Here is a 26,983-nt window from a genome sequence, read left to right on the forward strand (position 1 = left end):
AGGGAGGACCCGGCAATGGTTGGAAACCGTGTGTGAAATGGCTCTCGGCGACGACGCGCCGCTGGTGCCTGGGGCTGGTCATGACCAGCCCTGTGCTGGCGCTGGCCGACGACCTGCCCCCGCCGCCCACGGAGATGTCCGCCATCGCCGACGCTACCCTGTACCTGGACCTGGTGGTGAACCAGATGCCCAGGGCTGAACTGGTGCCGGTGCAGCAGCGGGCCGGGCAGTTGTACCTGGGCAGCGACGTGTTGCGGGCAGCCGGTATCTCGTTGCCGGGCAATCCCCAAGGCGAGGTGGCCCTGGAAAGCTTCACGGGGCTGCACACCGACTACGACAGCCAGAACCAGCGCCTGCTGCTGCAGGTGCCGCCGGCCTGGTTGCCAGACCAGCAAGTGGGTGATCGCAACCTGTACCCGGCCAGCGATGCGCGCAGCAGTTTCGGCGCCTTGTTCAACTATGACCTGTATCTGAACGACACCGATGAGGGCGGCACCTACCTGGCCGCCTGGAACGAGCTGCGCCTGTTCGACAGTTGGGGGACGTTCTCCAGTACCGGGCAATGGCGCCAGTCATTCAATGGCGCACAGGCGGACGATACCCGCCAGGGCTTCATGCGTTACGACACCACCTGGCGCTTCACCGACGAGCAGCGCCTGCTCACCTACGAAGCCGGTGACTTCGTGACCGGTGCCTTGCCCTGGAGCAGTTCGGTGCGGGTGGGCGGCCTGCAAGTGTCACGCGACTTCGCTGCACGCCCCGATTTGGTCACTTACCCGTTACCGGCGTTCGCCGGCGAAGCCGCGGTGCCGACCTCGCTCGACCTGTTCATCAACGGTTTCAAGTCCAGCACCACCGAGCTGCAGCCTGGGCCGTACACCCTGACCAACGTGCCGTTCATCAACGGCGCCGGGGAGGCGGTGGTGGTCACCACTGATGCCCTTGGCCGGCAGGTGTCGACCACCTTGCCGTTCTATGTCACCAGCAGCCTGCTGCAGCAGGGCCTGTCCGATTACTCGGTGGCCGCCGGTAGCCTGCGCCGTGATTACGCGGTGCGCGATTTCAGTTATGGCCCCGGCGTTGCCTCGGGCAGCCTGCGCTATGGCCTCAGCGACATGTTCACCCTGGAAACCCACGCCGAAACTGCCGAATCGCTGATGCTGGGCGGCTTGGGCGGCAACATGCGCCTGGGCAACTTCGGCGTGCTCAACGCCGCCCTGGCGCAAAGCCGGTTCGACGGCGACAAGGGCCACCAGGTCGCCCTGGGTTACCAGTACAACAGCCAGCGCATCGGCTTCAGTTACCAGCGCCTGCAACGCCACGGCGACTACGCCGACCTGACCCGGGTGGACTCCCCGGACATGCAACTGAGCAAAAGCAGCGAACAGGTCACGCTTAGCCTCAACCTGAACGAATACGGCAGCATCGGTGCCGGTTACTTCGATGTGCGCGCCGGTGATGGCACGCGTACCCGGCTGATCAACCTGAGCTACAGCAGGCCGCTGTGGGGCAGCAGCAGTGTGTACCTGTCTGCCAACCGTGAGGTGGGTGACAGCCAGTGGGCCGTGCAGGCGCAACTGGTGATCCCGTTCGACCTGCACGGCACCCTGGCCCTGGGCATGGAGCGCAGCAAGGAAGGCGAGAGCCTGCAAAGGGTCAACTACAGCCACGCCGTGCCGGTAGGTGGCGGTGTTGGTTACAACCTGGGCTATGCCGCAGGCAGCGACCGCGATGCCTACCGCCAGGCCGACGTCACCTGGCGCTTGCAGTCGGTGCAGTTGCAGGCCGGTGTGTATGGCAGCAGCGGCGCGATGACCCGCTGGGCCGACGCCAGTGGCTCGCTGGTGTGGATGGATGCCGGCGTATTCGCCGCCAACCGCATCGACGATGCCTTCGTGGTGGTCAGTACCGGTGGTTACGCCGATGTGCCGGTGCGCTACGAAAACCAGGATGTCGGCCGCACGGATGCCAAGGGGCACTTGCTGGTGCCGTACAGCAGTGGCTATTACCGCGGCAAGTACGAGATCGACCCCATGGACCTGCCGCCGGACATCCTTGCAGGGGACGTGGAGCAGCGTGTGGCCGTGCGCCGGGGTAGCGGCTACTTGCTGGAGTTCCCGCTCAAACGCGTAATGGCGGCCAGCATCGAACTGGTGGATGGCAACCAGCAAGTGCTCAAGCTGGGCAGCCGTGTCACTCATGAAGAAAGTGGCAGCCAGGCCGTGGTGGGCTGGGATGGCCTGGTGTATCTGGAAAACCTGGCGGCCCACAACCGCCTGCTGGTGGAGCTGGAGGGTGGTGGGCATTGCGAGGTGGCGTTCGATCTGCCTGAGGCCCAAGGCTCGATCCCCTTGGTCGGCCCCTTGGTGTGCAAATGAAGGCCGGGTGGGGCGGGGTATGGGCGTGCGCCGTGCTGCTTTGTGCGGGCCCGGCCTGGGCCAAGTGCACGTCAGTGGCGACTTCGGCAGCGGCATTTGGCTCGCTCAACTCGACCCAGGTACGAACCACGGTGCAGACGGCTTCCAGTGCCAACTCGGGTTTGCAGTGCAACGGCTCGGTGCTTAGTGTGCTGAGTAGTACCGATTCATTCGTGGTGAAGATCACCTCGGCCACCAACGGCCTGGTAGGGCCCACCGGAGATGTCATCCCTTACACGCTGTATGCCGACGCCACCACTACCTATCCGATCACGCGCGGTACGGGCTTCGAATTCAGGACCACCGGCATCCTCGACTTGCTGGGGCTGCTCAACGGTACGCCCAAAGCCGTGCCGATCTACATGCGCACTCAAATCAACGCCAACGTTGCGGCGGGGCTGTATCAGGAAACCCTCAATGTCGAGTGGACCTGGAAGTACTGCGATGGGATTGGGTTAGGCGGCATCTGTATCGGGACTGACCAAGGCACGGGCACCAAGCCGCTGACGGTGACCCTGACGGTGACCAACGATTGCCAGATCACCACACCCAACATCAGCTTCGCCAGTGCGCCTGTGGTGGCAGGGTTTGGCACGGTGAGCCAGGGCATAAACGTGTCGTGCACCAAGGGCAGCAACTACACGGTGGGGCTGGATGACGGGCAGAACGTGTCGGGCGGGCGGCGACGGATGAAGTCGTCGGCCAACAACTACCTGGCCTATGACATTTTCAAGAGTGCAGGAGTGGTGCGTTGGGGCTCATCGGGGGCGGCCAGGCGTTCCAGCACGGATGCCGACGTAAACCCCGGTGCGGGTACCGGCACGGGTAGCCAGGTGTTCAACTACAACGCCAAGGTCTATACCGACCAGGCTACGCCGCCGGCAGCAACCTACTCTGACAGCGTGATACTGGATGTGCAGTTTTGACTGAACCCCATCCCTTCCATGGTCCCCTGTAGGAGCGGCCTTGTGTCGCGAGAGGGCTGCGCAGCAGCCCCAAGATGGCAGACCCAGCACAGATTGCCGGGGCCGCTATGCGGCCCATTCGCGGCACAAGGCCGCTCCTACAGGGGCCGGGTAAGGCAGGGCTCAGCGCAAATCGTCCGCCATTTTTGACAGGGTCTCCAGCACCGACCCCGCCAGCGCCTTCGAACGTGCACCCGACCATCCGGTAACCGGATCGGGCGCGTCGTCATGGTCCTTGAACGGCATCTCCAGCGTCAGCGACAGGCAGTCATGGGCCATGCCCACGGCATTGCAGGCCAGCGTGGTATTCGCCTGTCCCGGCTGGTCACGGGTATAGCCATGCACGGTCTGGAAGTCGCGGGTCACGCTGCACAAAGTGCTGCGGAATTGCTCTTCGAGTTTTGCCAGCCGCGGCGTGTAACCCGGGTTACCCTCGCAGGCGGCGGTGAACACGTGCGGAATCTCTTCGTCACCATGCACGTCGATGAACGCATCCACGCCGTACTGCTTCATCTGCGCCTGGGCGAAGAACACCTCCGGGGTCAGCTCGACGCTGGCGTCCTGCCAGGCGCGGTTGAGGTCCTTGCCCTTGTAGTTGGTGCGCAGGTGGCCGAGGAAGGCGCCGTCGGGGTTCATGTTGGGGATCAGGTACAGGTCGGCCTTGGCCAGCAAGCCCTGGATCACCGCGTCGTTGGCTTGCAGGCGGTCGATCACGCCCTCCATGAACCATTCGGCCATGTGTTCGCCCGGGTGTTGCTGGGCAATCAGCCACAGCTTGCGCTTGCCTGCGGCGCCATCGCCGGCACGCAGCAGGGGGATGGCGCGGCCCTGCACGCTGCGGCCGTTGGCCAGCAACTCGACTCCCGGCAGTTGCTGCGCGCGTTCGATCAACTGGTTGTGGCGCGCGCGTGGGTAGGGTTCGAAGTAGGCGAACCAGATCTGGTCCTGCTCTGCGTTCACTTCGAACGACAGCGCGGTGCCGTCGAACTGGCTGGGCACACGGAACCAGCTTTGCTGATCGTAGGAGGCCACCGCGTTGTAACCGCTCCAGGCGTTCTTGTACGAAGAGCCAGAGGCGTTGTCGAGGCTGAAGCGATGGACCTGGCCCGGCGTCAGCCCGCTGACCTTGAAATGAAACCACTGATAGTGGCCGCTGTGGGTGTCCGGGCGGATGGCCAGGTGCACCTGGGCCGGGTTGATGGCGTCCAGTACCTGGATGTTGCCGGAATCGAAAGCGCAGTCGATCTGCAGGGGGGATAGCGTCACGGTCATGTGCCGGGCTCCTTTGCGGGCATTGTTGTAGGGGTACTGTACACGGCTTGGCGGGTTCGCTGCCTCTTTAACGCGGTTGTCATGCGGGCATGGCAGCATCCGGGTCCCCCTTCGCACAGGTGAACCTACAGTGCATTCCGGCATGAACCGCAAGCCCTTCATCCTCCGCTCTCGCGACATGCGCAGCGATGACTTTGGTGCTTTGTTCACACAGATGTTCGGCAACCTGTATGCCGACATGCCGCCGCTGGCCGAGGGCATCAGCATTGGCGGCGTGTATGGGCGCTTTGAAGGCATGAGCGTGCGGCGCATGCAGTATGGCGGGGATTTCAGCATCACCCTGCCCACGCCACAGGATGAGATCACCTTCGTGCTGTCCACTGCTGGCAAGATCATCTTCGATCACCGAGGCGAGTCGGTTGGTGGTGCCCAGGTGGGGCTGGCGGTCGACAAACGCGATATTCGCACGGTGCGCTTTGCCGAAAACCATGCCCAGTGCGGCATGTCGATACACCGCGGGTTGTTTGCCGAGCGCCTGTCCCTGTTGTTAGGCCAACCCTTGGCGGCACCGGTGTGTTTTGCCCCGGTGGTGGACCTGGCGTTGCCGGTGTTCCAGGGCATACGCGCGTTGCTGGAAATGGCCACCGGTACGCAGTTCGACCAGCTGATCAATACCGGCGTGCTGATGCCGACCCGCCTGCAGGAAATGATGGTGGATGCGGTGCTGGAGGCCTGGCCGCACAACTATAGCGATGCCCTGCGCAGCCCTGCGCCCGGGTTGGCGCCGCGCCATGTGAAGCTGGCGATGGCGTACCTGCACGAGCACCCGGCGCGTTTGGTCAGTGGCACCGAGCTGGCGGGGTTGGCCAATGTCAGCCTGCGCGCCTTGCAGGATGGTTTCCGCCGTTTTGCTGGTACATCGATTGTCGGGTATCAACGGCAGGTGCGGCTGGAAAGTGCGCGCCAGGTGCTTGCGCGCGGGGAGGGCGGGTCGGTGGCCGAAGTGGCCTTGCGCCATGGGTTCAGCAACGCGGGGCGTTTTGCCCAGTACTTCCAGCAGGCGTTCGGAGTAAGCCCGGCTGAAGTACGGCGCAGTGGTTAGCGCTGCCGGGCACCGGCTTTGCCGGTGTTCGCGGGTGAACCCGCTCCCACAGGTTCACCGCAGCCTTCAAAATGCTGGAGTGCCTGTGGGGGCAGGCTTGATCACGGTCTGCAAGGCCAGCGCCGTCATTGTGGGAGCGGGTTTACCCGCGAACACCGGCGCAGCCGGTGCCAGCGGTTACAGGATCAGAACGCGTAGCTGGCCTTGAGGCTGCCGCTCAGCCCGTGGCTGTCGCCCCCGCCCATCGCCGCCACTTCGCCGCCGACACTCAATGCACCCAGGTGGGCCATCAGGCTCACCCCGCCAGTGAACTGATCGCGGTTGTCGAATGCCGCACGTTGCTCGATATCCAGCCCCAGCAGATGCCCTTGGCTATCCACCTGCTGATCACCCAGGGCATGCTCGTAACCCACTTCCACTCCCGGCACCAACCGCCAGCTGCCTACCGGAATCGGCGCGAACGACGCCTTGAGGTTGGCCACCGCACTGCGCCGGGTTTCTTTCAGGTCGTCCACTTGCAGGGCCAGTTCGCTGCCTTTCTCGGTGAAGCCGTTCAGGTCGACGTGGCTGACCCGAACGCCAAGGCTTGGCTCCAGCACCACGCCCTGGGTGGGCAGGCGATAACCCAATGCCAGGCTGGCACCCGCCAGGGTGCCGTGGCTGTCACCTTTGGCCGTGCCCAGGCCGCCGCCCAGTTCGCGCTTGCTGGAGTAGTCAAGCCAGCCGCCGCTGATGTCGGCATCGATGAACAGCCCGTGCTCCAGGCTCCCCGGGGCAAAGCGTGCCCCCAGGCTGAGGAAGGTCAGGTCAGTATCGGCCTCGCCACCGGCACCGCCCACATTGCCGCGGTTGTAGCCAAAACCGGCATGGCCGCTGAGCTGTTCGGAGAAGCGCTGGGTCATGCCCACCATCAACCCTTGGCTGTGTTCGTTGCTGCTGGCCGCATGGGCTGAGCCGTCAGTGCCCAGGTAGCCCGCCAGCGCCGTGCTCCACAGGCGCGCCTGGCCGACCTTGAGGTTGCTGGCGTCGGCAAAGGGCGAAGCCGCACGCGTGACCATGGCGCCTTGGCGCAACAGGTAGCTGGCGGCATCCGCGTGCACCTGGCCGCCAACCGTCGAGGTCACGCCGCCCAAGGTGCCGGCATCGATGGCCGATTGCAGGTAGTAGTTGTAGGCGCTGTAGCTGCCCGACAGCGGGGTGTCCTGCAGCTCGCGCAACAATTGCGCGCCGGCGGCAGCGTTGCCCAGCAGGCCAGCCTCGCCGGGCAGGGAGCCATAGCGCACCATCTTGCCGCGCAGCACGTAGATCGTTTCCTGGCTCAGGCCAAGGCCCTGCTTGAGGTAGTTTTCCAAGTTGCCGTAGTCGGCGCTGATTTCATCGAGGCCAGCCTGCAGGTAGCTGGCTTCGACCCCCAGTAACGGTGCATAGATTTCGGCCATGCTCGCCGGCATCGCCGCCAGGGTGGCAGCCACTCGGGCGGCGGTGTAGTCGTTGGTGGCCAGGTAGTTGCTCATGATGGTGGCCTCGTCCACCCCGGCGATGCTCAGCAGCACCGCTGCCGTCCAGCCGGTGCGGTCCTTGCCCGCAGTGCAATGGAACAGCGCCGCGCCATCGGCAGCGGCCAGTTCGTTGAACAGCACGGCAAACTGGCCACGCATGCCGGCGTCATTGACGAAGGCGCGGTTGGTCTCCTGCATCATCGCCCGCGCCTGTTCTGCGCTGCTGAAGGAAATATTGGTGATGTTGGAGCCCGATGTGGTGCTGCCAATGATGTCGATGTTGGTGTAGCTGGCGCCGTCCGGCAGGGTATCGGGGGTGCTGGCTATTTCGCTTGGGGTGCGCAGGTCGTACACATCGCTGATACCCAGGCCATTGAAGGTAGCCAGGTCGGCGGCGGTCGGGGTAAGGGCATTGGAGCGGTAGAACACGCCCGCCCGCATTGTGCCGTCATGGCTGGTGGTGTAGGCACTGGTGGTGCCTGCGATGTCGCGGAAATTGTCCATGCCGGCCAGGCGCGGGGTGTCGAGCGCTTCGGCGGCGTGGGCGGTGGAAATGGCAAGGGTGAGCAGGGACAGGGAGCAGAGCACACGTTGCAGCACGGATCAGGCCTCAGGCAGTGGTTTGGGCTGTCTACTGTCCTGGAGCAATATGAAACTGAATGTTACAGGTTGCGGTGATGTGCAAAAGCTTGCGCGATCTGTCCTGGTTTTGCGTCTTCTGTCCCGGCGACTGGGGCGAAAAGCGCTCCCATCAATCACCCACTGGCTATGACAAGGGTTATTCGCGATCGATATTTTTTGCATATTAGCTTATTACTTTAATCACGTTTATTTATTTAATGCGGCCCGCTACATTCGCAGTTCTTTCAACCTGCAAGGAACTGCGGATGTCCATTCGATCTCGCCTGCTGCTGCTCGCCGCTGCCACACTGCTGGCCACACAGGCATTTGCCAGTGACCGCCTGACCCTGCGCATCGGTGACCAGAAAGGCAATATGCGCGCCCAGCTGGAGGCCGCCGATGCCCTGCGCGACCTGCCTTACGACATCCGCTGGGCAGAATTCCCCGCTGCCGCGCCGTTGGCCGAAGCACTGAATGCCGGCGCGATCGATGCCGGCATCATCGGTGATGCGCCGTTGCTCTTCGTGCTGGCCTCCGGTGCGCCGGTCAAGGCCATTGCCGTGGACAAATCAGACCCGTATGGCACGGCGCTACTGGTGCGCCCTGATGCTGCGCTGCACAGCGCGGCCGAGCTCAAGGGCAAGCGTATCGCCACTGGCCGTGGCTCCATCGGCCATCACCTGGCGCTGAAGGCGCTGGATCAGGTCGGGCTCAGCGAAAAAGACGTGGAGTTCCGCTTTCTCGGCCCGGTCGACGCCAAGATCGCACTGGCCAATGGCTCGGTGGACGCCTGGTCGACCTGGGAACCCTACACCGCGCTGGCAGAGCTGAGCGGCCAGGGCAAGGTGCTGGTCAATGGCCGCGGGCTGTCCAGTGGCAACAGTTTCCTGGCGGCCACCGACAAGGCGCTGGATGACCCGGCGCGCAAGGCCGCATTGCAAGATTACCTGGCCCGCCTGGCCGCCGCCCAGGTCTGGGCGTACCAGCACCTGGACAGCTATTCGCAAACCCTGGCCGCGATCATCGGCTTCCCGCAGGACGCTGCCCGCCTGCAGTTCGAGCGCCGCCAGTTGCGTTGGCAGGGCATCGACGCGAAGACCATCGGCGAACAGCAGGAAACCGCCGACTTCTACCACGCCCACGGCCTGATGAACCAACGCCTGGACGTTGCCCCCACCTTCGCCACGGGCTTTACCGTGCCCGCCACTGGCTCGCTGGCCCAACATTGACCTGGAGACACCCCATGCTGCACCGTAAACGCCTGCGTCACCTGGCCCTGGGCCTGCTGCTCGGTGGCCTGCTGCCGTCGCTTGCCAACGCCGAGCAGATCCTGCGCATCGGTTACCAGAAATCCTCCACCCTGCTGACCCTGCTCAAAGCCCGTGGCACGCTGGAGCAGCGCCTGCAGGCCGAAGGCATTCGCGTCAGCTGGCACGAGTTCCCCAGCGGCCTGCCACTGCTGGAGGCGCTGAACCTGGGCAATGTCGACCTGTCGGCGGACGTGGCCGATACCGTACCGGTGTTCACCCAGGCGGCCGGTGCCAAACTCACCTATTTTGCTCGTGAGGCGCCATCGCCCACGGCCCAGGCCATCCTGGTGCCAGCCAGCCAGCTCGCCGCTCAAGACCCTGGCCGACCTCAAGGGCAAGCGGGTGGCGGTGACCAAGGCGGCGGGTAGCCATTACCTGTTGATCCAGGCCTTGGCCAAGGCCGGCCTCAGCTTCAAGGACATCACTCCGGCGTACCTGATCCCGGCCGACGGCCGGGCGGCGTTCGAGAATGGCAAGGTCGATGCCTGGGTCACCTGGGACCCCTACGTGGCGAGCGCCCAGCGCCAGCAGAACGCGCGCGTTCTGGCTGATGGCAGCGAGCTGGCGAGCTACCAGCGTTACTACCTGGCCGGCAGCGATTACGCCAAGGCGCACCCTGAAGTGCTGCAGCAGGTGTACCAGGCGCTGCGCGAAATCGGTGCCTGGACCAAAGCCAACCCCGCAGCGGCTGCCCGGGTGCTGGGGCCGCTCTGGGGCAACCTGGACAGCGCCACGGTGCAGCAGGCCAATGGCCGACGCAGCTATGACGTGCAGCCGGTGCAGTTGGACAACCTTGGTGAACAACAACGCATTGCCGATGCCTTCTACCGCGAAGGGTTACTGCCCAAACCGGTGGATGCGCGAGCGGTGACTGTATTCGAGCCCAGGGCTGCTGACTAAGGCTGCCTGAGCCGGCCTCTTCGCGGGTAGACCCGCTCCTACAGTTGATCGCGATGAAAGATCAATACCCGGCTCGCTTCAGATTCATCGCTCGTGCCTGGCCATCCAGCGCAGCAATGCAGCGATCGGTACGCTGCGGTGAGCCTCGTGCCGGTACGGTTTGCCTTCGGCGGTGTAGCGTTCGCGGTAGCGGCTGAGGACCAGGTTGCGACCGTCGGCGGACACCCGAGCCTCCAGTTCGTGCAGCAACAACGGTTGCCGGGCGGCGCCTTCCAGGCGCCGGAACAGCAGCATGGCCGCTTGCGCATCATTCATGGCCGGTTACCTGCGAGCAATTGGCTTGCCACGTTCCGGGCTTGCCTGCCTTGCCTTCTGCTACGAGGTTGTTGCGTTGCTGCGCGGTGTAGTCGCGCAGCGCCAGGTAATAATCGGGCCAGGTTTGCAGCCAGGCCGTCAACGGTAGCGCGGCGGCGCGGCTGTCCACCACATGCCCGGCAGTCGCCACGGTACTGAGGGTGTCGACCGTATCGCTATTGTCGCCGAACGGGTCCACCGCCAGGCTCAACACGCTGCCCGTTGCGTCGCGCAGGTTGTGCGTACCCAACAGCGGCAGTTCGACGGTGGGGCCATTGGCGATGCCCCAAACCCCGAAGGTCTGGCCGAAGTCTGACCTGTGCTGGCTCAAGCCCATTTTGCCCGCCACATCGACCACGCCCGCTACACCCAGGGTGGTGTTGAAGATGAAGCGTGTGAGGCTGGTCATCGCCCGTTCGCCATTACCCTGCAGCAGGTCATTGACGAACACCTTGGGCTCGCCAAAGTTGTTGGCAAAGTTATGCACGCCTTGCCGGGCAAAGCCGGGGAGCATGCCATAGCCCCGGGCGACAGGCGCTAGCAGGTAGTCGTCGACCGTGCGGTTGAAGGCGAATACGGCGCGGTTGGCCGGCTCCAGCGGGTCACTGACCTGATAGGCGAGGTTGCCGCAGGCGCTGGTGGCGTGAGCGCGTTGGCTGCAGGCTCCGGCCGCGAGCAGCGATAACACCAGCGCAGCAGAGCGCGCCGTACGGGAATTGGATGATGAACGGGACATAGGCACATTCCTGGCAAGAACTGGCGGCGATGCTGCGCAATGTTCGTTGCCCGGTAATGTCCGGATCGTCTCGGCACTGACACTTTGTTTCCGGGTTGAAATATATGACGACCACAGGGGCATGGCCTTAAAGTACGGCTTGTTTACCTTGTCTGTGGTGCGTTTTCGTGAGCCATTTGCTGATAGTCGACGATGATGTCGAGGTGCTTGACCTGCTGCAGAAGTTTCTTCGCCAGCATGGTTACGAAGTGGACGTGGCCCAGGATGGCCAGGGGCTGTGGCAGGCGCTTGATCGGCGGGTGCCGGACCTGGTCATCCTCGATGTGATGTTACCCGGCGACAGCGGCCTGGTGTTGTGCCAGCGGCTGCTGGCCGAACACAAGGTGGCGGTGATCATGCTCACCGCCATGGGCGAGCTGAGCGACCGGGTTGTGGGCCTGGAACTGGGGGCTGACGACTACGTGACCAAGCCGTTTGCTGCCCGTGAACTGCTGGCGCGGGTGAGGGCAGTCTTGCGTCGGGCCGGCGAAAAGGCAGGGGGCACGGCGGGCCACGCCAGTAGCAGCCTTGAGTTTGCCGGCTGGCAGCTGGACGTGGTGCGGCGCGAATTGCGCTCGCCGGACAACGTCATGATCCCCTTGTCCAATGGCGAATTCGAACTGCTGCTGGTGTTTGCCGAACACCCGCGTCGGGTGCTCAGCCGCCAGCAATTGCTGGACATGGCCCGTGGTGATGCCTACGACGCTTATGACCGCAGCATTGACGTGCAAGTAAGCCGGCTGCGCCGCAAGCTTGAAACCGACAATGGGCGTGAGCCCCTGATCCGTACACTGCGCAACGCCGGTTACCTGTTCACCCCCACGGTCGCGAAGCGATGAGCCTGGTTGCCCGGGTTCGCCAGGCCCTGCCGCAGCCCAGAATCACCATTGCCCGATGGATTGCGCTGACCACGCTGACAGCGATGCTGTTCCTGCTGCTGCTCAAGGGGCTGTTCAGCCTGCTGCTGAGTGTGTGGGCGCAACCACCGCTGCTGGAGAGCGGGGTGATCGAGAAGGTTGCAGCGGTGACCCGCATCCTCGATGCCGCGCCGATGGCGCAGCGTGCCAATATCGCCATTGCGGCAGGTGACGGCTCCTATTCCGTGCGATGGTTGCGACGCCATGACGAGGCGGGTGTGCCGGCGTTGGTCGATGCCGAGTTCCGCGAGGGCACGCCTATCCTGCGTGCACTGCTCAAGCGCCCGGATGCCAGGGTCGAGGCGTTCGAGCCGTCCGACATGCCGGAATACACCTCTGAACGTGGCTATGCCTTGATGATCGAGCTGGCCGACAAGTCGTGGGTGCTGTTTCGAGCCACAGACCGCAGCTGGGGCCTGGACGAGCTGCCGCGCAACCTGATCGTCCTGGTGTTGATGCTGGTTTCCAGCCTGGCTGTCGCACTGTCGGCCACACGCTATCTGGCCAAGCCGTTGGAGCGCTTTGCCCAGGGGGTGCGGCGTTTTGGCAAGGACTTCAACGCCCCGCCGATTCCGGTGGTTGGCCCGCACGACCTGCGCCAGGCCATTCTTGCGTTCAATGCCACCCAGGCCCAGCTCAAGCATTACCTGAACGACCGTACCCAGATGCTGGCGGCAATCTCCCACGACTTGCGTGCACCGCTGACGCGCATGCGCTTGCGTGCCGAGTTCATCGACGATGCCCAGCTACAGGCCAAGTTGTTCAAGGACGTGGATGAGATGCAGGCGATGGTCGACGCCGCGTTGGCGTTTTTCCGTGATGATGCGCGGCTGGAGCAGACGACCGTGTTCGACCTGGGCGAGTTGCTGCTCACGGTGGTGGACGATTTCAAGGATGCGGGTGTCGAGGTCGGCCTCAGCGGGCCGCGCCGTTGTGTGTATACAGGGCGGCCGGTGGGTATCAAGCGGGTGTTGGTCAACTTGATCGACAATGCTGCCAAATACGGCCGCGAGCCATCGGTGGTGTTGGCGGTAAGTGCCAGGCAGATCGAGATAACCGTGCAAGACCGCGGCCCGGGCATCGCGCCGGCCCTGCAGGAGCAGGTATTTGTGCCGTTTTACCGTATCGAAGGTTCGCGCAATCGGGACACGGGTGGTGTGGGGCTGGGCCTGCCCGCAGCACGGGCCATCGTGCTGGAGCAAGGCGGCAGCCTGACCCTGAGCAACCGCCCCGGTGGCGGTTTGCAAGCCAGGGTAGAGCTGCCGCTGGGTTGATCAGAGGCCCAGTTCGCTGAGCCCGGGGTGGTCATCCGGGCGGCGACCCAGCGGCCAGTGGAACTTGCGTTCGGCTTCGCTGATGGGGTGTTCGTTGATGCTCGAATGCCGGTTCTGCATCAGCCCATCTTCGGCAAACTCCCAGTTTTCGTTGCCATAGGCACGAAACCACTGGCCGCTGTCGTCGTGGTACTCGTAGGCATAGCGCACGGCAATGCGATTGCCGGTGAAAGCCCATAGCTCCTTGATCAGGCGGTATTCCAGTTCATGGTTCCATTTACGGGTCAGGAATGCCTCGACCTCGGCACGCCCACGGGGGAACTCGGCGCGGTTACGCCAAACCGTATCAGGGGTATAGGCGAGTGCAACTTTGGCCGGGTTGCGGCCGTTCCAGCCATCTTCGGCCAGGCGGACCTTTTCGATGGCGCTTTCGCGCGTAAAGGGCGGCAGGGGTGGGCGGGACATCGCGGTACTCCTCAGGTCGGTTTACGTGTAGCAGATTAACCGCCGATGCCCGATCAAGAGAACGGATGCGCCAGGCACTTCATAATTGCAGTGCGTGGAACAATGCATGATTTCACGCGTAGTGCAGCCGCGGCTACAGGTGGTCGCAGTCAGGCAGTACTGGCTGCGGCCACCCAACCGTCCATCAGTCCCAGGCAGGCGCCAGGCCGTCAGGGCTGACCTCGCGGCCATTGCGTTCCAGCGTGGCGATGCGTGCCATGTCGTCGGTGTCCAGCTTCAGGTCGCGGGCAAGCAGGTTGCTGGCCAGGTTTTCGCGCTTGGTCGAAGACGGTATTACCGCGTAGCCCAGCTGCAGGGCCCAGGCCAGGGCAACCTGGGCGACGGTGGCCTTGTGCTTGGCCGCGATGTCGGCCAGCACCGGGTCTTTCAGGACCTTGCCATAGGCCAGGGTCATGTACGAGGTGACGGTGACGCCTTGCTCCTTGAGAAACGCGACCAGCTTGCTGTTCTGCAGGTACGGGCTGAGTTCGATCTGGTTGGTGGCAATTTCGCCCTTGCCAACGATTTCGATGGCCTGGCGAGTCAGTGCGATGTTGAAATTGGACACACCAATCTGTCGGGTCAGGCCCAGCTTCTTCGCTTCGGCCAGTGCGGTCATGTATTCCGGCAACGCTACGCCGTTGCCTGGGGCTGGCCAGTGGATCAGCAGCAGGTCGACGTAGTCGGTACGCAGTTTCTTGAGGCTTTCGCGCAGGCTTGGGACCAGCTTGTCCGCCGCGTAGTTGTCGACCCAGATCTTGGTGGTAATGAAAAGCTCGCTGCGCGGTACGCCGCTTTCAGCGATGGCTTGGCCGACTTCCGCTTCATTCTTGTAGATCTGTGCGGTGTCGACGGCCCGATAGCCCAGCTCAAGGGCCGATTTGACCGAGTCGATGACGGTCTGGCCAGTGAGTCGGAAGGTGCCGAGGCCGAAGGAAGGAACGCTCATGGGCTTACTCCTGGGAAATAGGGTTGGATCCTGTGGCAGCCAGTGTGCAGGTTCGCAGGGCAACGAATAACCGGCTGCTGCGTCAAAGTCCTTTGACCAGCGGGCAAGAATCGCGTTTCACCCTGGCCTTCATTACATAAGTAACGCCAGAACGGGGTGAGACCTTGGTCAGCTAACGCTTTTATCAAGCGGACACACTGCCCATGACCCCTTCTGTGATACCTGCCGATTCCATCGATGCGCTGATTGCCAATAATCTGCCTGGTTGGGTAAAGCGCGCTCGCGTCGAACACTTGACACTGTTGCGCGCAGCTTCATTGCGTCAGCAGCGGGCGCAGGAGCAACTCCACGCCAGGTTGCAGGCCCTCAAGCCTCTGGACGAGTTCGCCGAGCCGCTGCTCAAAAGTGCGCTCGCGGCGCGCTCCATCACACAGGTAGACCTACGCCTGGCCCGGGTCAGATGGGTGACCCTGCGGGCAAATCCGCCGATATCGCCTGCTTTGCCAGCTTCCTCGACGCGGGTCGAAAGTACCCAGTCGCTGCTTTCGGCGGCACTGCACAACTTCCACGAAAATGAAACTCGACCGGGCTGGTTCGCCACAGGGTCACAGCTGGTCAATGCCAGTGGAAAGAGGCTGCCAATGAGCGTTGAGGTATTCGCCCAGCTCTGTCGCAGCCTCGATATCGGTCGACATTATCAACGCCATCTGCAATCGCAGCTGCAAACCGAAAGCATGGCCGGGGTGCAGGTCGAGGCCATCATGGACGAGGCATTGAGCGCCAGGCTGGGGCTTGACGCGGTTGTCGCCAGGGTCAAGGGTGAAATTGACGAGTTGACGTATCAGCGTATCCGCCACGTTGTCGAAGCCGCATCAGGGCCTGCCGAGGACACCGTTGTGAGGTGCCACACCCTGAGGCTGCTGGGCAAGAAGATCATTGGCGCACTGGCGATCGAAGTGCGTCAGAACGCCCGCCTGGTTGGCGTTATCGCATGGTTGCCTGAGGACCGGTACGCCGCAGTGAGCTGGCATGCCAACTGGGAACTGCTGTACCTGACGCTGGGTGTACGCATGCGTGATGAAGCGTATCGCCAGTTCTTTCAGCGTTTTGTCGCAGAGCGGGATCGCGTCGCTTTCTACACGGCCCTGAACGCGCTGCTGAGGCAGGGCAATACTGTGTTACCGCTCGAGCTGGATGGCCGCTGCTTTGCGGTCGAAGGCGACGTGTTCACCGCGCTGCGCAAAGCGCTGCTCGACAAGATGCTGGATGATGCACGGGTACTGGCGGTATCAACGGAGGATGAGGATATCGCCGACCGCCAGGCCCGTCTGCAAGGCTATCTTGACTTGGGGCTGAGCGTGGCAGGCCTGGCAGCGCTGTTTGTGCCCGGGTTGGGCCAGGCCATGCTCGGGCTCACGGTCGCGCAGTTGGCGGGCGAAGTCTACGAAGGGTACCAAGACTGGCAGCTAGGTGATCGCAACGCTGCCTTGGGCCACCTGTTCAACGTGGCGGAGACGGTGGCTACAGGGGCGTTGACGGCTGCAGGGGCGGTGGGTCTCGGCAAGCTCGCGCAGCGCGTCGCACGCGTGGATGCGCTGGTGCCGGTAAGCCTGGCGGATGGCCAGTTGCGTCTGTGTGATCCGGCTTTGCCAGGCTATCAGCTACCGGGCATCGACCTGCCGCCAGGGCAGGCCATCAATGAAAATGGTCGTTCGCTGAGGCGCCTGCACGATGCCGTGTATGAGGTAAGTGAAGGCGACGATGGGGTATGGCGCATTCATCACCCGTCCAGGCCGGGGGCCTATTTACCAGCACTCGAGCACAATGGTGCCGGGGGATGGGTGCATGAGTTCGAGCAACCGCAGCGCTGGCAGGACGCCGCCTACCTGGTTCACCGGCTTGCCAGCCGCACAGCGGCTGTTTCCGACGAGGCGGCTGCCTTTGGCGTGCAGGTTACAGGTTACGGCGCGGACCAGCTGCGCCGGTTGGTTCTGGAGAGCGCAGCACCACCGGCGCGTTTGCTCGATGCCATCGAGCGCTGGCACCTGCACAATGAGTTTCCGACTCTGCGGGGTGAGGCATTCGAGGCAATATTCAACGAGCGGCAGGTCAACCCGAACGCTGCGGACCAGGTGCTGATGCGTGACTTCCCTGGCCTTTCCCATCGCTGCGCACGAGAAATTGTCGAGCACGCCAACAGTGTCGAGCTCGAGCGCCTGGATGATGCGGGGCGGGTGCCGCTTACCCTGGCGGAGCGAGCACGTTGGGCCGTACGTGACAGCCGGATTGATCGTGCCTTGGCAGGGTTGCGTCAGCCTGCTGCGGTAAATGCTGATACTGAAAAGCTCGCGCAGGGCGGGCTGGGCGATGCCCTTGCCGACCGGGAGGTGGCGGCCCGAATGATTGGGCTGGCCCCGGTGGGGCAAGGCGTTCGCCCGCCTTTGCGGTTGTTCGATGGGCGCTTGGGCTACCCGCTCAGTGGCCACCTGTCGGGGACCCGCCAGGCGCTGCGGCGCACTTTGAATCATGTGTTCCCGCTGATGACCGGTGAAGAGTTGCAGTCGTACCTGCAAGACCTGGCTCGGCGGGGTTTAGAGCCGTGGAGCCATGTCAGCCAACTGTTACACGCCAAGGCCAGCCTCAAGCAGGCACTGCACGCCTGGCGGAGTGAGCCAGGGCTGAACCTGGTTCGCCGCTGGCGCCGGATCAAGGTTGCCAGGCGCATCATGATGAGCTGGCAGCGCGCGACGCCGGGTGATGTAGCGGGTGATTACCACCTGAGCATCGTGGGTGAGCGGGTGGGCAATCTGCCGGCCTTGCCTGAGCATGTGTCTTTCGACCACATCACACACCTCACATTGCGCGATATGCGGGTGACGAGCGTCGAGGCGGGTTTTCTGGTTCGCTTCAGCAACGTGCGTAACCTGGATTTGCGGGGCAACCAGCTGACCCGGCTTCCGGCAGGCATCGAGCAACTGGGCGAGTTGAGAAACCTGCGCCTTGCTGACAACCAGATCGTACTTACCCGCGACGACAACCTGCGCCTCAGCCAGCTCGAGGGGCTACGCCGCCTCGAACTGAACGGTAACCCGGTAGGTTTGCTCCCGCCATTGGCATCGTTCCCGCTGATGCGCCGGTTGTCCTTGCGCAACACCGGGCTGGGCGAATTGCCCGTTGATCTGGCCAGGCACGGCAACCTGGAATTGCTGGACATGCGTGACAACCAGATCCACACGCTGCCTGAGGCACTGTCTGCGCTGCCGCTTCGCTTGTTGCAGGGCCTGGAGCTGCACGACAATCCACTCTCGGATCAGACCGTGCAGCGCCTGCAATTGGCCAGAGCGTCCGCCGGGTCACCTGCACGTCGGCTTGCACCTCACTCATCGTCGGGCCCGAGCGCTGCATTACCTTGGCTGTCGGGGTTTTCCACGGCGCAGCGCGAGGCGCGACTGGCGCTCTGGGCCCGCTTGTACCGGGAGGACGGTGCGAGTGATCTGTTCCGGTTCATTTCAGACTTGCAGGGCCTGCGTGAATACCACGCACAGCCCCGCGATTTTCAGTTGCGGGTGTGGCACATCCTTGATGCCTGCGAGCAGCACGCTGAAGTGCGTGCGAGCCTGTTCGAGCAAGTTAGCCGGCCGCGCAGTTGCAGTGACGAGTTGCTGCTTACGCTCAGCGAACTGGAGATTGGCGCGATGGTCGCCAGGGCTGGAACAGCGGGCGATGGGTTGCACAAGGAGCGGGCGCTGGTGAGGCTGGGGCGTTCCTTGGCCCGCCTGGACAAAGTCAACGCAATTGCGGCCCGGCATATTGCTGAGCAGCATTCTATCGATCCCGTCGAGGTGTATTTGACCTATCGCGTAAAGCTTGCGGATAGCCTCGACCTCCCTGCGCAGCCTGACAAGCTGATGTACCAGAGTGTCAGCGGGGTGGGCCCTGACGAGCTGGACGCTGCACGCAACGAGGTTCTGCGAGAGGAAACACCACAAGTCTTGGCGCAGGCCCTGGCAGATCGAACCTTCTGGCAGGCCTACCTGCACGAACACCAGGCGGCACGCTTCAGCCAGATGGAGGTGCCTTTCCAGCAGCGCTTGGATACGTTGTTCATGCAATGGAAAACGCTGAGTGACGGCGACTATCTCGCGCAAATCGAGCAAATCTGCACTGAGCGGGAGGCCGTGCGACACCAGCTTCTGCTGGCGTTGAGCCGCGAGGCAATGCAGCGCCACGGCCTTTAAACGAAACAGCCCGCCGAGGGGCGGGCTGTTCGCTGGAGCGGGACGATCAGCGGCGGCGGAACAGCGGCAGCGGTTCGTCAGTCGCGGCCTGGTAGGTCACCGAGAAGTCCTTCAGGCTTTGCAGCGCGTCTTCCGGGTCCTTGTCGGCACGGATGGCGAATGCATCGAAACCGCAACGGGCCATGAAGAACAGCTGGTCGCGCAGTACGTCGCCGATGGCGCGCAGCTCGCCCTTGAACTTGTAGCGGTCACGCAGCAGGCGCGCATTGGAGTAGCTGCGCCCGTCGGTGAAGGCCGGGAAGTTCAGTGCGATGACCTGGAAGTACTGCACGTCTTCGCCGATTTCTTCCGCTTCTTCGTCGCTGTCCAGCCACACGCCCAGGCCGCCGTCGCGGGCCTTGAGCACGTGGGCATGGTCACGCCACAGCTGCAGCGGCACGATGTAGTCGTCGCAGTTGGTCAGCTCGTCGAACGAGGTTTCCTTGGGCAGCAGGTGCCAGGTTTCGTCGACGATCTGGTTGTTCTTAATGATTCGCTGCATAGACGCGTTCCTTGAAGGGGTCGATGCCGATACGCTGGTAGGTGTCGATGAAACGCTCTTCCTCGGTACGTTGCTCGACGTACACGGCGATCAGCTTCTCGATCACATCGGCCATGGCATCCTGGGCGAACGACGGGCCGAGGATCTTGCCCAGGCTCGCGCCGCGCGCGGCATTGCCGCCCAGCGATACCTGGTAGAACTCCTCACCCTTCTTGTCCACGCCGAGGATGCCGATGTGGCCCACGTGGTGGTGGCCGCAGGCGTTCATGCAGCCAGAGATGTTCAGGTCGATCTCGCCGATGTCGAACAGGTAGTCCAGGTCGTCGAAACGGCGCTGGATGGACTCGGCGATCGGGATCGACTTGGCGTTTGCCAGCGAGCAATAGTCACCGCCCGGGCAGCAGATGATGTCGGTCAGCAGGCCGATGTTCGGGGTGGCGAAGCCGCCTTCGCGCAGTTCCAGCCACAGCGCGTGCAGCTGACGCTGCTCGACGTCGGCGAGGATGATGTTCTGCTCGTGCGAAGTACGCAGGAAGCCGAAACTGTAGCGCTCGGCCAGGTCGGCCACGGCGTCCAGCTGCTTGTCGGTCAGGTCGCCCGGGGCAACGCCGGTAGGCTTCAGCGACAGGGTTACAGCGACGTAGCCAGGGCGCTTGTGGGCCCGGGTGTTACGCGAGCGCCAACGGGCAAAGCCTGGGTTTTCGGCGTCCTGGGCGGCGTAGTCGACGTTTTCGAGGGCCAGGTACTCCGGGTCGACGAAATGGCGCGATACGCGCAGTACTTCGTCTTCGGTCAGCGTGGTGTTGCCGCCGCGCAGGTGGACCATTTCGGCCTCGACCTTCTCGGCGAACACTTCAGGCGTCAGTGCCTTGACCAGGATCTTGATCCGCGCCTTGTACTTGTTGTCACGGCGACCGTAACGGTTGTACACGCGCAGGATGGCGTCCAGGTAGCTGATCAGGTCCTGCCACGGCAGGAACTCGTTGATGAACGAGCCGACCACCGGGGTACGGCCCAGGCCGCCGCCGACCAGTACACGGAAGCCCAGCTCGCCAGCAGCGTTGCGCACCGGCTCCAGGCCGATGTCGTGCACTTCAATGGCAGCGCGGTCTTCCTGCGAGCCGTTGATGGCAATCTTGAACTTGCGCGGCAGGTAGGCGAATTCCGGGTGGAAGGTGGTCCACTGGCGGACGATTTCGCACCACGGGCGCGGGTCGATGATTTCGTCTGCGGCCACACCGGCGAACTGGTCGGTGGTGGTGTTGCGCAGGCAGTTGCCGCTGGTCTGGATCGCATGCATCTGCACGGTGGCCAGTTCGGCGAGAATGTCCGGAATGTCTTCCAGTGCCGGCCAGTTGTACTGCACGTTCTGGCGGGTGGAAATGTGCGCGTAGCCCTTGTCGTAGTCGCGAGCGATCTTCGCCAGGGTGCGGACCTGGCGGGCGCTCAGCTGGCCGTACGGCACGGCGACACGCAGCATTGGCGCGAAACGTTGGATGTATAGGCCGTTCTGCAGGCGCAGAGGGCGGAATTCTTCTTCGCTCAGCTCACCGGCCAGGTAGCGGCGGGTCTGATCACGGAACTGCTTGACGCGGTCCTCGATGATCCGCTGATCGTACTCGTCGTATACGTACATAAAAGTCCTGTCTCAGGCATGCAGCTATTCGCGCGCACGGCCGCGCACTCCGGTACGGAGCCGGGGAACGATATCAGGTTGCGGTTATGCGCTAAAGTGATGTTTTTGCATATGAAAAGAACCAAATGAACTATGTGAGACTGACTGCCATTTGTGCGCTGGCGGTAGCCAGGCGTTTATAATCCGGGGTTTGCTTCGCAGAGATGTGACCCCATGCTCAAGGCCCTGTGCCAAAGCTTGTGTCTTGCCCTGCCACTGGCGGCAAATGCGCAGCCGGCCTCGGTGGTGTTTCTCAATCCGGGGCTGTCCACCGAGACGTTCTGGACCAGCTACACCCGCTTCATGCAGGCCGCTGCGGACGAACTGGGCATGTCCCTGCGCGTGGAGTACAGCGAGCGCCGCGCCGACCTGGCGCTGACCCAGGCCAGGGCGATCCTGGGTGGGGCGCATCGGCCGGATTACCTTGTGCTGGTCAACGAGCAGTACGTGGCACCCGAAATTCTGCGGTTATCGCGTGGCACCGGGGTCAAGCTGTTGCTGGTCAACAATGGCCTGACCCCCGGCCAGGCCCGCAGCATCGAGACCCAGCCCGACAAGTATGCCGAGCCCTTGGGTACCTTGATGAGCAACGACGAGCAAGCGGGCTTCCAGATGCTGCACCTGATGGTTGCCCAACTGCCTCGTGACGCAGGCCCGGTGGACCTGGTGGCCTTTGCCGGGCTCAAGACCACACCGGCTTCGCAGCTGCGCGAGGAGGGCATGCGCCGCGCCCTGGCCGACTTCCCTCAGGTCCGCCTGCGCCAGGTGGTGTACGGCGGCTGGAGCCGCGAGCGCGCCTACGAGCAGGCGCAGCAATTGCTGGAGCGATACCCGGCCACTCGCCTGGTGTGGTCGGCCAATGACGAGATGGCCTTTGGCGCCATGCAGGCGTTCGAGGAGGCCGGGCGCACACCGGGGCGTGACGTGCTGTTCGGCGCCGTCAACAGTTCGCCCGAGGCCTTGCGTGCGCGCATCGACGGGCGTTTGAGCGCGCTGATGGGTGGACACTTCACCCTTGGCGGTTGGGCCATGGTGATGTTGCACGACGATGCCCAGGGTGTCGCGCTGAACCGCGACGGCCAGCGCGTGCACAGTGCCCCGGTACTGCAGGCAATCGACGAGGCCAAGGCCAGGCGTTGGCTGAAACTGCTGGAACGGCCCGACTATGGCGTCGACTTTCTGCATTACAGCGCCGAAGGGCGGCCGGCCAGCTACCAGTACCCGTTTCTGACGTCACCGGTCGACTATTGAAAGACCTTGCTTGAGGGAAGGGCATTGCTCGTCTTAACTGCTGGTTGTGAAGTGCATTCCCATAACCACTACAAGAGGCAATGCAATGGGAAACTCAACCAAGGTCCGCAAAGCTGACAGCAGCGTCGATGCCTGGGCGATCCTCTGCCTGATCGTCCTGGTGGTGGTCACTGCCGTTTATTGGGTCAGCCACCAGTAGACTTTTCTATCAGACCGTGATGTAGCAACAGCGCCTGCGGGGGGATGTCCTGCGGGCGTTTTTGTGTTGCCTGTCCCGGCCTCATCGCCGGCAAGCCAGCTGCCGCAGGTACAGCGCAGGCCCTGAGGCTGCAGAAAGCCTGTGGGAGCTGGCTTGCCGGCGATGAGGCCGCTACAGGCTAGCGGGTAAGGTGCAGGGCCAGCTGCACCAGGCCGATCAGCACCATGATGAATATCAGGGTGAAGAGCGTCCCCAGCGCAATGAAATGGCTGGCTTTGCCGTGGGTGAAATCGCGAGCGCGGTTCTTGCCGCTTTGCACGCCAAAGGCGGCGGCGAGGATGCTGTGCAGCATCTGCCAGAAGGTTGGGGGTTTGCCTTGGCTGGAATCGTCCATGGTGGCTCCTGAAGAAATCAGAGGCAATCAGGGACAGTGTAGGCAACGACGCCAAGGTTGCATGTGCCGGCCTATTCGCGGGGCAAGCCCGCGAAGAGGCTGGCACACCCTTAGTTGTCGTACCCGAGGTTCGGCGCCAACCAGCGCTCGCTGACGCTGACATCCTGGCCTTTACGTGCGCTGTAACGCTCGATCTGGTCCTTGTCGACCTTGCCCACGGCAAAGTACTGCGCCTGCGGGTGGGCAAAGTACCAGCCGCTGACCGCCGCCGCCGGGAACATTGCAAAGTGTTCGGTCAGGAACACCCCGCTTGGCCCGGTTTCGCCGATGGCGGTGCCGTCGAGCAGGCGGAACAGGGTTTCTTTCTCGGTGTGGTCGGGGCAGGCCGGGTAGCCCGGGGCCGGGCGGATGCCGCTGTACTGCTCCTTGATCAGCGCTTCGTTGTCCAGGTGCTCGTCGCGGGCATAGCCCCAGTGCTCTTTACGCACCTGCTCGTGCAGCCACTCGGCGCAGGCTTCGGCCAGGCGGTCGGCCAGGGCCTTGACCATGATCGAGCTGTAGTCGTCGCCTTTGTCCTGGTAGGCCTTGGCCACTTCTTCGGCACCGATGCCGGCGGTGGTGATGAACCCGCCCACATAATCGGTGACGCCGCTGGCTTTTGGCGCGACAAAATCAGCCAGCGACCAGTTGGGCTTGCCGTCCGGCTTGATGGTCTGCTGGCGCAGGTGGTGCAGGGTGGCCAGCGCCTTGCCGTCCTCGCCGTACACCTCGATGTCGTCATCGGCCACCTGGTTGGCCGGCCAGAAGCCGAACACCGCGCGGGCGCTGATCAGCTTCTCGTCGATCAGCTTGTCGAGCATCTCGCGGGCGTCCTTGTACAGCGAGGTGGCAGCTTCGCCAACCACTTCGTCGGTGAGGATGCGCGGGAACTTGCCGGCCAGGTCCCAGGAGATGAAGAACGGGGTCCAGTCGATGTATTCGGCCAGGGTGCGCAGGTCGATGTCTTCCAGCACCTTGACGCCGGTGAAGGAGGGCACCGCTGGCTGGTAGCCGGCCCAGTCGTACTGCGGCTTGGCGGCGATGGCCTGGGCGTAGCTCAGGCGCTCGGTGCGGGCACTGCGGTTGGCGGTGCGCTCGCGCACATCCACGTACTCCAGGCGGGTCTTCTCGACGAAGCCCGGCTTGAGCTCCTTGGACAGCAACTGGGTGGCCACGCCAACCGCACGCGAGGCGTCGGTAACGTAGATGACGGCGTCGTTGCTGTACTTCGGTTCGATCTTGACTGCGGTGTGCGCCTTGGAGGTGGTGGCGCCGCCGATCATCAGGGGCAGTTCGAAGCCCTGGCGCTGCATTTCGCGGGCAACGTGGACCATCTCGTCCAGCGACGGGGTGATCAGGCCAGACAACCCGATGATGTCGCACTTCTCGTCGCGGGCGGTTTGCAGGATTTTCTCGGCAGGCACCATCACCCCGAGGTCGACGATGTCGTAACCGTTGCAGCCCAGTACCACGCCGACGATGTTCTTGCCGATGTCGTGCACGTCACCTTTTACCGTGGCCATCAGGATCTTGCCCTTGGCTTCTGGCTTGTCGCCTTTTTCGGCTTCGATGAACGGAATAAGGTGCGCCACTGCCTGCTTCATCACACGGGCCGACTTGACCACCTGGGGCAGGAACATCTTGCCTGCACCGAACAGGTCGCCCACCACGTTCATGCCGCTCATCAGCGGGCCTTCGATGACCTCGATGGGGCGTGCGCATTGCTGGCGGCACTCCTCGGTATCCTCGACGATATACGCGGTGATGCCTTTGACCAGTGCGTGCTCCAGGCGCTTGCCGACCGGCAGCGAACGCCAGGCTTCGTTTTCGACTTCCTTGGTGGCGCCGCCGCCTTTGTAGTCGTCGGCAATGGCCAGCAGGGCATCGGTCCCTTCCGGGGTGCGGTTGAGCACCACGTCCTCGACCTTCTCACGCAGCTGGGCCGGGATCTCGTCGTAGATCTCCAGCTGGCCGGCGTTGACGATACCCATGGTCAGGCCGTTGCGGATGGCGTGGAACAGGAACACCGAGTGGATCGCCTCGCGCACCGGGTTGTTGCCACGGAACGAGAACGACACGTTGGACACACCGCCCGAGGTCAGCGCATGGGGCAGGTGGTCACGGATATAGGCACAGGCCTCGATGAAGTCGACGGCGTAGTTGTTGTGCTCTTCGATGCCGGTGGCAACGGCGAAGATGTTCGGGTCGAAGATGATGTCTTCCGGCGGGAAGCCCACTTCGTTGACCAGAATGTCGTAGCTGCGTTTGCAGATTTCCTTCTTGCGCGCGGCGGTGTCGGCCTGGCCGACCTCGTCGAAGGCCATCACCACCACGGCGGCGCCGTAGCGCTTGCACAGGCGGGCGTGGTGCTTGAACTGCTCGACGCCTTCCTTCATGGAAATGGAGTTGACGATGCCTTTGCCCTGAATGCACTTCAGGCCGGCTTCGATCACTTCCCATTTGGAGGAGTCGATCATGATCGGCACGCGGGAAATGTCCGGCTCGCCAGCGATCATGTTGAGGAAACGGACCATGGCCGCCTGGGAATCGAGCATCCCTTCGTCCATGTTGATGTCGATCACCTGGGCGCCGGCCTCGACCTGCTGCAGGGCGACTTCCAGGGCTTCGGTGTAGTTCTCTTCACGGATCAGCCGGGCGAACTTGGCGGAACCGGTGATGTTGGTGCGCTCACCCACGTTGACGAACAGCGACTGGCGATCGATGGTGAACGGTTCCAGGCCCGACAGGCGACAGGCCTTGGCGATCTCCGGGATCTCGCGTGGCTTGTATTTGGCCACGGCTTCGGCAATGGCCTGGATGTGGCCCGGGGTGGTACCGCAGCAACCACCGATGATGTTGAGGAAACCACTGGCAGCGAATTCTTCGACTACTGCCGCCATTTCGGCCGGGGTCTCGTCGTACTCACCGAAGGCGTTCGGCAGGCCGGCGTTGGGGTGGGCGGAAACGTGGGTATCGGCCTTGGTCGACAGCTCTTCCAGGTACGGGCGCAGGTCCTTGGCGCCAAGGGCGCAGTTCAGGCCCACGGAAATCGGCTTGGCGTGGCGCACCGAGTTCCAGAACGCTTCGGTGGTCTGGCCCGACAGGGTACGGCCGGAGGCGTCGGTGATGGTGCCGGAGATCATGATCGGCAGTTCGACAGCGTCCTCCTCGAACACCTGCTGCACGGCAAAAATGGCCGCCTTGGCGTTGAGGGTGTCAAAGATGGTTTCGATCAGGATCAGGTCGGCGCCGCCCTCGATCAGGCCACGGGTGGCCTCGATGTAGTTCTCTACCAGCTCATCGAATGTGACGTTGCGGTAGCCGGGGTCGTTGACGTCCGGGGAAATCGAGCAGGTGCGGCTGGTAGGGCCGAGCACGCCTGCAACGAAGCGCGGCTTGTCGGGCGTTTCCAGGGTCTTGGCATCGGCTACCTGGCGGGCAATGCGCGCGCCTTCCACGTTCAGCTCATAGACCAGCGATTCCATGCCGTAGTCGGCCTGGGAAATCTGCGTGGCATTGAAGGTGTTGGTTTCAAGGATATCCGCCCCGGCATCGAGGTAGGCTTTCTCGATGGCAGCAATCACGTCCGGGCGGCTGAGCAGCAACAGGTCGTTGTTGCCTTTCACATCGCTTGGCCAATCGGCGAAGCGCGTGCCACGATAGTCGTGTTCCTCGAGACGGTAGCTTTGGATCATAGTACCCATGCCGCCGTCGAGGATCAGGATGCGCTCTTTGAGTGCGTTCTGGAGTGCTTGGAGACGAGCGCTGCGGTCGGACATAGGAACTA

At 63.3% G+C, this 26,983-nt stretch carries 18 protein-coding genes and 1 pseudogene; 9 read left to right on the plus strand and 10 right to left on the minus strand.

The window, feature by feature from the left end:
• Positions 1 to 80 precede the first annotated feature (80 nt).
• Together WF331_RS06480 and WF331_RS06485 are read left to right on the plus strand one after the other, a co-directional pair.
• Positions 81 to 2,378 (plus strand): fimbria/pilus outer membrane usher protein, encoded by a 2,298-nt coding sequence (locus tag WF331_RS06480; protein WP_284363521.1) that lies wholly within the window; start codon positions 81 to 83, stop codon positions 2,376 to 2,378.
• Complete coding sequence (locus WF331_RS06485) at positions 2,375 to 3,343, plus strand: Csu type fimbrial protein (RefSeq protein ID WP_049274945.1); 969 nt, start codon at positions 2,375 to 2,377, stop codon at positions 3,341 to 3,343. Before WF331_RS06480 ends, WF331_RS06485 begins: the two co-directional genes overlap by 4 nt.
• A gap of 162 nt (positions 3,344 to 3,505) precedes the next feature.
• Here WF331_RS06485 and WF331_RS06490 read toward each other — a convergent pair whose 3' ends face one another.
• Complete coding sequence (locus tag WF331_RS06490) at positions 3,506 to 4,654, minus strand: M14 family metallopeptidase (RefSeq protein WP_340622741.1); 1,149 nt, start codon at positions 4,652 to 4,654, stop codon at positions 3,506 to 3,508.
• 142 nt (positions 4,655 to 4,796) lie between these two features.
• On the opposite strand from WF331_RS06490, the gene WF331_RS06495 reads away from it, so the two are divergent.
• Positions 4,797 to 5,756 (plus strand): AraC family transcriptional regulator, encoded by a 960-nt coding sequence (locus WF331_RS06495; RefSeq protein WP_041167792.1) that lies wholly within the window; start codon positions 4,797 to 4,799, stop codon positions 5,754 to 5,756.
• A 185-nt stretch (positions 5,757 to 5,941) separates the two neighbouring features.
• Here WF331_RS06495 and WF331_RS06500 read toward each other — a convergent pair whose 3' ends face one another.
• The gene (locus tag WF331_RS06500; protein ID WP_340622742.1) at positions 5,942 to 7,855 is read right to left on the minus strand and encodes a tyrosine-protein phosphatase; all 1,914 of its coding nucleotides are present in this window, start codon (positions 7,853 to 7,855) and stop codon (positions 5,942 to 5,944) included.
• Between the two features lie 287 nt (positions 7,856 to 8,142).
• Between WF331_RS06500 and WF331_RS06505 the strand changes: the two genes are divergently transcribed.
• Together WF331_RS06505 and WF331_RS06510 are read left to right on the plus strand one after the other, a co-directional pair.
• A complete protein-coding gene (locus tag WF331_RS06505) occupies positions 8,143 to 9,105 on the plus strand; it encodes an ABC transporter substrate-binding protein (protein WP_340622743.1) in 963 nt (320 codons plus the stop codon).
• Positions 9,106 to 9,119: 14 nt separating this feature from the next.
• Positions 9,120 to 10,086 (plus strand): annotated as a pseudogene (locus WF331_RS06510) (aliphatic sulfonate ABC transporter substrate-binding protein).
• 84 nt (positions 10,087 to 10,170) lie between these two features.
• On the opposite strand, the gene WF331_RS06515 reads toward WF331_RS06510, so the two are convergent.
• Positions 10,171 to 10,401 carry a hypothetical protein gene (locus tag WF331_RS06515; protein ID WP_016500501.1) on the minus strand — a complete coding sequence of 77 codons (231 nt, stop codon included), beginning with the start codon at positions 10,399 to 10,401 and terminating at the stop codon, positions 10,171 to 10,173.
• Entirely contained in the window at positions 10,394 to 11,176 is a 783-nt protein-coding gene (locus WF331_RS06520; RefSeq protein WP_284364291.1) for an MlaA family lipoprotein, read from the minus strand. Before WF331_RS06520 ends, WF331_RS06515 begins: the two co-directional genes overlap by 8 nt.
• A gap of 167 nt (positions 11,177 to 11,343) precedes the next feature.
• Here WF331_RS06520 and WF331_RS06525 point away from each other — a divergent pair, with 167 nt between their 5' ends.
• Both WF331_RS06525 and WF331_RS06530 read left to right on the plus strand, forming a co-directional pair.
• Positions 11,344 to 12,054 (plus strand): response regulator, encoded by a 711-nt coding sequence (locus tag WF331_RS06525; protein WP_041167791.1) that lies wholly within the window; start codon positions 11,344 to 11,346, stop codon positions 12,052 to 12,054.
• Positions 12,051 to 13,406 carry an ATP-binding protein gene (locus WF331_RS06530; protein WP_061202490.1) on the plus strand — a complete coding sequence of 452 codons (1,356 nt, stop codon included), beginning with the start codon at positions 12,051 to 12,053 and terminating at the stop codon, positions 13,404 to 13,406. Before WF331_RS06525 ends, WF331_RS06530 begins: the two co-directional genes overlap by 4 nt.
• Here WF331_RS06530 and WF331_RS06535 read toward each other — a convergent pair whose 3' ends face one another.
• Both WF331_RS06535 and dkgB read right to left on the minus strand, forming a co-directional pair.
• Positions 13,407 to 13,871, minus strand: a complete 465-nt coding sequence (locus WF331_RS06535) for a nuclear transport factor 2 family protein (RefSeq protein ID WP_049274937.1) — start codon at positions 13,869 to 13,871, stop codon at positions 13,407 to 13,409. It lies immediately after the preceding gene.
• A gap of 184 nt (positions 13,872 to 14,055) precedes the next feature.
• Positions 14,056 to 14,859: a 2,5-didehydrogluconate reductase DkgB gene (gene dkgB / locus WF331_RS06540; protein WP_340622744.1), complete on the minus strand. Its 804-nt coding sequence runs from the start codon at positions 14,857 to 14,859 to the stop codon at positions 14,056 to 14,058.
• A 203-nt stretch (positions 14,860 to 15,062) separates the two neighbouring features.
• Here dkgB and WF331_RS06545 point away from each other — a divergent pair, with 203 nt between their 5' ends.
• On the plus strand, positions 15,063 to 19,097 hold the full coding sequence (locus WF331_RS06545) for an NEL-type E3 ubiquitin ligase domain-containing protein (RefSeq protein WP_340622745.1): 4,035 nt from the start codon (positions 15,063 to 15,065) through the stop codon (positions 19,095 to 19,097).
• Positions 19,098 to 19,143: 46 nt separating this feature from the next.
• On the opposite strand, the gene WF331_RS06550 is transcribed toward WF331_RS06545, so the two are convergent.
• Positions 19,144 to 19,638, minus strand: a complete 495-nt coding sequence (locus WF331_RS06550; protein ID WP_016485947.1) for a DUF934 domain-containing protein — start codon at positions 19,636 to 19,638, stop codon at positions 19,144 to 19,146.
• A complete protein-coding gene (locus WF331_RS06555; RefSeq protein WP_016500494.1) occupies positions 19,622 to 21,274 on the minus strand; it encodes a nitrite/sulfite reductase in 1,653 nt (550 codons plus the stop codon). The genes WF331_RS06550 and WF331_RS06555 overlap by 17 nt, the downstream gene beginning before the upstream one ends.
• A gap of 213 nt (positions 21,275 to 21,487) precedes the next feature.
• On the opposite strand from WF331_RS06555, the gene WF331_RS06560 reads away from it, so the two are divergent.
• On the plus strand, positions 21,488 to 22,564 hold the full coding sequence (locus WF331_RS06560; protein ID WP_016500493.1) for an ABC transporter substrate-binding protein: 1,077 nt from the start codon (positions 21,488 to 21,490) through the stop codon (positions 22,562 to 22,564).
• A gap of 377 nt (positions 22,565 to 22,941) precedes the next feature.
• On the opposite strand, the gene WF331_RS06565 is transcribed toward WF331_RS06560, so the two are convergent.
• Both WF331_RS06565 and metH read right to left on the minus strand, forming a co-directional pair.
• On the minus strand, positions 22,942 to 23,157 hold the full coding sequence (locus tag WF331_RS06565) for a DUF2970 domain-containing protein (RefSeq protein WP_016500492.1): 216 nt from the start codon (positions 23,155 to 23,157) through the stop codon (positions 22,942 to 22,944).
• A gap of 110 nt (positions 23,158 to 23,267) precedes the next feature.
• Entirely contained in the window at positions 23,268 to 26,975 is a 3,708-nt protein-coding gene (gene metH, locus WF331_RS06570; RefSeq protein ID WP_016500491.1) for a methionine synthase, read from the minus strand.
• Positions 26,976 to 26,983: the final 8 nt, after the last annotated feature.

Origin of the sequence: Pseudomonas sp. YNh, from assembly GCF_037993085.1 — a bacterium.
GTDB classification, from domain to species: Bacteria; Pseudomonadota; Gammaproteobacteria; order Pseudomonadales; family Pseudomonadaceae; genus Aquipseudomonas; species Aquipseudomonas putida.